General features: G+C 58.7%; 6 protein-coding genes and 1 tRNA gene. 6 read left to right on the forward strand and 1 reads right to left on the reverse strand.

The window, feature by feature from the left end; genetic code table 11:
* The first annotated feature begins 8 nt into the window (after positions 1-8).
* The 6 genes from QEP12_RS05410 (at position 9) to QEP12_RS05435 (ending at position 5,860) form a co-directional block, all read left to right on the forward strand.
* Positions 9-590 carry a LemA family protein gene (locus tag QEP12_RS05410; RefSeq protein ID WP_284213587.1) on the forward strand — a complete coding sequence of 194 codons (582 nt, stop codon included), beginning with the start codon at positions 9-11 and terminating at the stop codon, positions 588-590.
* A 2-nt stretch (positions 591-592) separates the two neighbouring features.
* A complete protein-coding gene (rsmB, locus tag QEP12_RS05415) occupies positions 593-1,975 on the forward strand; it encodes a 16S rRNA (cytosine(967)-C(5))-methyltransferase RsmB (RefSeq protein WP_284213588.1) in 1,383 nt (460 codons plus the stop codon).
* Between the two features lie 10 nt (positions 1,976-1,985).
* The gene (locus QEP12_RS05420) at positions 1,986-2,630 is read left to right on the forward strand and encodes a DUF4390 domain-containing protein (RefSeq protein ID WP_284213590.1); all 645 of its coding nucleotides are present in this window, start codon (positions 1,986-1,988) and stop codon (positions 2,628-2,630) included.
* A complete protein-coding gene (locus QEP12_RS05425) occupies positions 2,630-4,933 on the forward strand; it encodes a sensor histidine kinase (RefSeq protein ID WP_284213592.1) in 2,304 nt (767 codons plus the stop codon). The genes QEP12_RS05420 and QEP12_RS05425 overlap by 1 nt, the downstream gene beginning before the upstream one ends.
* Positions 4,934-4,979: 46 nt before the next feature.
* Positions 4,980-5,687 carry a response regulator gene (locus QEP12_RS05430; RefSeq protein WP_219163554.1) on the forward strand — a complete coding sequence of 236 codons (708 nt, stop codon included), beginning with the start codon at positions 4,980-4,982 and terminating at the stop codon, positions 5,685-5,687.
* A 97-nt stretch (positions 5,688-5,784) separates the two neighbouring features.
* Positions 5,785-5,860 (forward strand) — tRNA-Phe (locus QEP12_RS05435).
* Between the two features lie 54 nt (positions 5,861-5,914).
* On the opposite strand, the gene QEP12_RS05440 is transcribed toward QEP12_RS05435, so the two are convergent.
* Positions 5,915-6,098 (reverse strand): hypothetical protein (locus tag QEP12_RS05440; protein WP_284213593.1); only part of this gene is annotated, 184 nt, incomplete at its 5' end.

A 6,098-nucleotide genomic window follows, 5' to 3' on the forward strand; every position in this document is an offset into this window, starting at 1 on the left:
AACCAACGATGTGGATTTTGTCGCTCGAGTGGCTGGTGCTCGCTGGACTCGTGTTTTGGGTGATCGGGGCCTTCAAGCGCCTCAAACGGTTGCATGCGGGCAGCAAGCAGGCATTTGCGGCCGTGGAGACGCAGTTCATGCAGGCGGTTGACCTGCTGCGCAACTGCGCGCGCGTGCAAGAGCTCAAGGAGCGGGTATCGAGTGTGTCGCAGCAGCATGCCCACCATGCGCTGTTGCCCAGTGCCGATTTGCTGGAAGCGGCGCTGCAGCAGGCCAAGTCACACCCGCTGCGCCCGGAAGTTATTGCCGCGCTGGACAGCGCATGGCAGGGCGCACAGGTAGCGTGGCAGGCCTATGTACAGCTGGCTTCCGGTCAGGACGATGCGCAGGATGCCCATGTGCAAGCGCAGTCCCAGCGCTGGCTGCAGTTAATGGCGCTGCAAACCCACAGTACGGCACAGTTCAATGGGGCCGTTCAAGATTACAACCGTGCCATTGCGCAATTTCCCGCGTGTGTAGTGGCACGCCTAAGCGGCCTGAAAGCGGGCCGCACTTTTCAGAAAGACGCTGCATTGCTGATGCAGCCCTGAGCATGACGCGAAAGATTTTTCCTCCCCCAAGCGATGCGGTACCTGCATCGGCGCCCATCCCTTTGTGGCAGCAGCTGGCTGCAGTCGCGCAAGGCTTGCAAATGATTCTTGCCGGGCAGTCCGGCAATGCGGCCCTGGCGGCAGTGCCCGTGCGGCTGCGCCCCGGGGTGCAGGCTTTGTTGTTCCAGGTGCTGCGCCAGCTGGGGCGCGCCCAGGTGCTGCGCAAGCAATTGGCCCCCAAAGCCCCCCCTGCCAAGGTGGATGCGTTGTTGTGCACCGCCTTGGCGCTGGCTTGGAACCCTGAGCAGGCCCCGTACGAGCCCTTCACCTTGGTGAATCAAACCGTTGAAGCGGCCAAGCGTGCCGGGTTGCAGCGTCAAGCCGGCTTTATGAATGCGTGTTTGCGCCGCTTTTTGCGCGAGCGTGAGGCCTTGGTGGCGGCCACAGACCACGACACGCTGGCGCGTTTTAACCACCCGCAGTGGTGGGTAGACCGCCTGCAAAAAGACCACCCCCAAGATTGGCAACGCATTTTGGCGGCCAACAATGCACAGGCACCCATGAGCTTGCGCGTGAACAAGCAAAAATCGACTCCAGCGCAATACCAGCAAGCGCTGGCAGCTATGGATATTGATGCTCAGTTGTTTGGACAAGATGGCGTGCAGCTGGCACAGGCGCATCCTGTGAACGTGCTGCCGGGTTTTGCGGATGGCGTGGTGTCGGTGCAAGACGGCGCTGCCATGTTGGCTGCACCGCTGCTGCTGCAAGGCCTGGACCTGAGCCAGCCTTTGCAGGTGCTGGATGCTTGTGCCGCGCCTGGCGGCAAGACCGCGCATTTGCTGGAGTTTGCCGGTGCCGCATCGCCCATGCAGGTGACAGCTTTGGAGGTGGATGCAGCGCGCAGCGAGCGCATTCACGACACCTTGCAGCGCACCGGCTTGCAGGCGCATGCCAAAGTGCTGGTGGCCGATGCGAGCCAGCCCCAGCAATGGTGGCAGCAGGCCAATGGTGGTCAGCAGTTTGACGCCATCTTACTGGATGCGCCGTGTACGGCCTCGGGCATTGTGCGCCGCCACCCGGATGTGCGCTGGCTGCGCCGGGAAAGCGATGTGGCGCAACTGGCCGCCATTCAGTCGCAGATGCTGGATGCGCTGTGGCCCTTGCTGAAAAACGGGGGGCGCATGCTGTACTGCACCTGCTCAGTGTTCAAGGCCGAAGGCGATGGGCAGGTGCAAGCGTTTCTTGCGCGCAACACCCAGGCGCAGTTATTGCCTTCACCCGGACATTTAATTCCGGGAATTGCGGCGCAAGGCGGAGCACTCCCGGACAATGGCGCGGGTGACCACGACGGCTTCTTCTACGCACTGTTCCAAAAAAACGCCTGATTCTTTGCCCTTGCAAGGAAGGCAGCGGCGTGGCTTGGTGGTCGCTGCCGCCGCAGCGCTGGTGCCCGCTTTATGCCAGCCCACGGCAGGCCAAGCGCAAGAGCATGCAGCGGCGAGTGCCCAGGCAAGCGCCGGCGTCGTTGAAGGTGCTGGCATTCAGTTGCAGCGCGATGGCGACGCAGTGCTGCTGACGGCCGCATTGAACTGGTCGCTGCCGGATTTGGTGCAGGATGCCTTGCTCAAAGGGATCCCCGTGCACTTCATCGCTGAAGCAGACATGCTGCAAGAGCGCTGGTATTGGCGCGATGAGCAGCTTTTGAGTGCTGACCGCTATATGCGGTTGAGCTACCAGCCTTTGACGCGGCGCTGGCGCTTGTACACCGGCAGTCAGCCATTTGAAGGCCAAGGTCTGGGGGTGGCGCTGTCCAGCTCGTTCGAGACCTTGGAAGAGGCCGTGCAATCCATGCAGCGAATTGTGCGCTGGCGCATTGGCCAGGTGGCAGACTTGCCCAGCAGCGGAAGTGCGATTTTGCAATTGCGCTTTCGCATTGACCTCTCGCATTTCCCAAGGCCTTTGCAGATTGGCGCCTTGGGTCGCTCGGATTGGAATCTGTTGGTCACGCGCCGTGAGCGCGTGGACTTGGACAAACTGTAATGACCGCCGTACACACAGCGCCCGCCTCGGCATCTCGTCAATCCGCCCGGTGGGCGCTGGGCATTGCGGGCGCAGTCATGTGTGCCATTGGCCTGGTGCTGTTGTTTTTGCTGATGCAAGCCACGAACAACCGTGAGTTGTATGAGCGGCATTACGCATGGCTGTTTGGCTTGAACGTGTTGGTGGCTGCAGTGCTGGCGCTGGTGCTGCTGTGGATGGCGGTGCGCTTGGCGGTACGTTGGAAGCAGCGCAAGTTTGGCAGCCGTTTGCTCTTCAAGCTGGCAGCAATTTTTGGGCTGGTTGGAGTGATTCCAGGCTTGCTGATTTACCTGGTGTCTTACCAGTTTGTCTCTCGCTCTATCGAGAGTTGGTTTGACGTCAAGGTGGAGGGGGCGCTGAGCGCAGGGGTCAATTTGGCCAGCCTCACCTTGGACACCGTGGCCAATGACATGGCCAACAACACGCGCACGGCCAGCCAGCAGTTGAGCCAGGTGCCCGATGCCGCAGTGGGTGTGGCGCTAGAGCGTATTCGGGAGCAACTGGGTGCCACCGATGTGGTGCTGTGGAACGAATCCGGTGTGGCGATTGCCAGCGTGGGCAGTTCGATGTTTGAGCTGGCGCCTGCGCGCCCAAGCAGCCAGCAACTGCGCAGTTTGCGCTCGGGCTTAAGGCCGGTAGCGAGCATTGAAGGTCTGGACGAACTGGCGGCCTCTGCGAGTCGAGAAGCATTTGACCGCGTGTATGTCAAAACGCTGGTGCTGGTGAGCAAGCCCCGGCTGGAGCTACTGGCCGAGCAGCGTTTTTTGCAGGCATCCATTCCTTTGTCGGCGGCTTTGGTGGAAAACGCCTTGGCAGTGCAGGACGCCAATCGCGAGTACCAAGAGCGTGCGCTGGCGCGCGAAGGGTTGCAGCGCATGTACATCGGGACGCTGACGCTGAGTTTGTTCTTGGCGGTCTTTGGTGCAGTGCTGTTGGCGGTGCTGCTGGGCAATCAGCTGGCGCGACCTTTGTTGGTGTTGGCGCAGGGGGTGCGTGATGTGGCCAGGGGCGATTTGACGCCCAAAATTGCGCTGCAAACCCAAGATGAACTGGGCGGGCTGACACGCTCGTTTGCGTTGATGACACAGCAACTGTTGGATGCACGCACTGCCGTGGACAAGAGCATGGGGGAAGTCAAAGCTGCTCGCACCAACTTGCAAACGATTCTAGATAACCTGACCGCTGGGGTGCTGGTGCTCGACGATCAATGGCACGTACTGTCGATCAACCCCGGCGCTACACGCATTTTGCGCACGCCCATGGCGGTCTATATCGGACGCAAGCTGGATGAGGTACCAGGGCTGTCTGCGCTGGCCCGTATGGTGGAGGAGCAGTTTGGTATTTTCTTGGGGGATCAAGGCGCTGATGCAGGCAGAGACCGCTGGCAGCAAGTGCTGGAGCTGTCACTGGACCATGCCCAGCCAGAGGCTGGTGGTGAGGTGCACCAAGACAAAACGACGCTGGTAATACGTGGTGCGGAGTTGCCCCAAGCGCGCCGCTTGATTGTGTTTGACGATATCTCGGAGATTGTCTCTGCGCAGCGCTCTAAAGCCTGGGCGGAAGTGGCCCGACGTGTTGCCCATGAAATCAAAAATCCATTGACGCCCATTCAACTCTCGGCAGAGCGGCTGGCCATCAAGTTGACCGACAAGCTCGAGCCTGCGGACCAAGCATTGCTGACCAGATCCGTGAAAACCATCGTGGATCAAGTGGGCGCAATGCTCAGGTTGGTGAATGAATTTCGTGATTACGCACGCTTACCAGCGGCAGATCTGCAGCCGCTGGATTTAAATGCGCTGGTGAGTGACTTGATGCAACTTTACGGCGAAGAGAATGCGCCCGTACCCGTGCGTGCCAAGTTGGATCCAGATGCCCCCTGGATAGCAGGAGATGCGCAGCAATTGCGCCAAGTCATCCATAACTTGGTGCAAAACGCGCAAGATGCGACACTGCAGCATGCTGAGTCTTTGGGGGTGAAGCCTCCAGCGGTTGAAATTGCTATCCAGTGGATAGAAAGTTCCAAGCGTGTAAGGCTCAGCATCAGTGATAGTGGCATTGGTTTTGCTCCACATATCTTGCAGCGTGCCTTTGAGCCCTACGTGACAACCAAAGTAGGTGGGACGGGCTTGGGTCTGGCGGTGGTCAAGAAAATTGCCGATGAACACGGCGCTCGCATTGATTTGACCAACCGTATGGATAACGGCATGGTGCAAGGGGCGCAAGTGTCGCTATCATTTGTTCCTGTAAGCACCGAGGCACCGTGAGGGGCGGTGAACCTAAAACCTGTAGTACATAGGCTTTTCGAAACTCATGGCAAACATACTGGTGGTGGATGATGAACTGGGCATTCGAGATCTCTTGTCGGAGATCCTGAATGACGAAGGACACAGCGTAGAGATGGCAGCCAATGCCACACAGGCGCGCTCTGCACGTAACAACGGTACCTTTGATTTGGTACTGCTAGATATTTGGATGCCAGACACTGATGGCGTGTCGCTGCTCAAAGAATGGGCGGCATCCGGGCAGCTGACCATGCCCGTCATCATGATGAGTGGCCATGCCACCATTGACACGGCGGTAGAAGCAACGCGCATTGGGGCGCTGTCGTTCCTTGAAAAGCCGATCACCATGCAAAAACTGCTGAAAGCAGTCGAGCAAGGTTTGGCAAAAAATGCGAATGCGCCTGCGGCAAAGCCTGCGCTTGCTGTGGGTTTGCCACCCGCGAATGCAGTGCAGGTGAATGACAGCGTGCATAGCGGAAGTGAACTGCATTTGCGCCCCGTGTCAGGACTGCGCAGCGCGGCTGACAACATGCCCAGTGCCAACCAAGATTTCGATCTGGATCGCCCTTTGCGTGAAGCCCGCGATGGCTTTGAGAAAGCTTATTTCGAGTTTCACTTGGCGCGCGAAGGTGGCTCCATGACCCGTGTGGCAGAGAAAACTGGATTGGAACGCACCCACTTGTATCGCAAGTTGCGTCAATTGGGCGTTGACTTAGGTCGCAGCCGCCGCGGGTAGGTGAGCCAGAGAAATTCGTTTTTTTGTTTGGAAGTCGCAAAAACTGACATACAATTGCCACCTGTTTGCAGCATTTGACTTGAAGTCAGCGCCGCAAGGCCCGGTAGCTCAGTTGGTAGAGCAGCGGATTGAAAATCCGCGTGTCGGCGGTTCGATCCCGTCCCAGGCCACCAAATACCATTCCACGGAAGTCCGCTGGAGTCACGAAGCCCTAAGTTTTTAACGACTTAGGGCTTTTTTGTTTTCTGCTGTCGGCCCTGAAAGGCCGTGGGCATCTCCGTGACTGCGTAGTAGCTTTCGCCAGCGTGTACTGATTCCTTCCTCAAAGTGACGCACTGCGGGGTGGTTTTTTGCTTGTTTTGTACATTGTTGCGCTGCGCACTCGCTAGCGGATAGTGTGCTTTTAGGCAG

Origin of the sequence: Comamonas jiangduensis, from assembly GCF_030162955.1 — a bacterium.
In the GTDB taxonomy this organism is placed as follows: Bacteria; Pseudomonadota; Gammaproteobacteria; order Burkholderiales; family Burkholderiaceae_C; genus Comamonas; species Comamonas jiangduensis.